Here is a 580-nt window from a genome sequence, read left to right on the forward strand (position 1 = left end):
CTTGAGTCCTGAATTCTAACGGACTCAAGCCGTTTAATCGTTTCTGATAACGATAGTAATTATAAAAATGAATATAATCATCAATCGCTAGTTTTAACTCTTCATATGAATCGTACTTATGTAAATAATACTTCTCACACTTCAATGTGCCCCAAAATGATTCAATTGGTCCGTTATCAATACATCGACCAACACGGGACATACTTTGTGTCATATTGGCTTTTTCCACAATTCGCTTAAATTCCTTCGATGTATATTGAAAACCTCGATCACTATGTATTAATGGCTGCTCGCCTGATTGTAATGATTGAATAGCTGATTTTATTGTTTTGAAAACAAGGGAATTATTATTCGAATGACCTAACACATAACTCACAATTGAACCATCATATAAATCGATAATTGCACTTAAATAAGCTTTTTTCCCGTTTCCATACTTAAGCTCTGTGACATCTGTACACCATTTTTCATTTGGCTTTTTCGATGTAAATGCTCGATTTAATACGTTCTCAGCCACATGATGTGCTGGGGATTTACGATAAGGCTTGCGCTTTCTACGAATAACAGACTTCAATCCACT

1 protein-coding gene is annotated in these 580 nt (G+C 34.8%); it reads right to left on the reverse strand.

Features of this window, described 5'->3' with window-relative positions:
* A partial coding sequence (locus C7Y47_RS24705) for an IS3 family transposase (protein WP_142511133.1) occupies positions 1–580 on the reverse strand: 580 nt, incomplete at both ends.

Origin of the sequence: Lysinibacillus sphaericus, assembly GCF_006864135.1 — a bacterium.
Classification (GTDB): Bacteria; Bacillota; Bacilli; order Bacillales_A; family Planococcaceae; genus Lysinibacillus.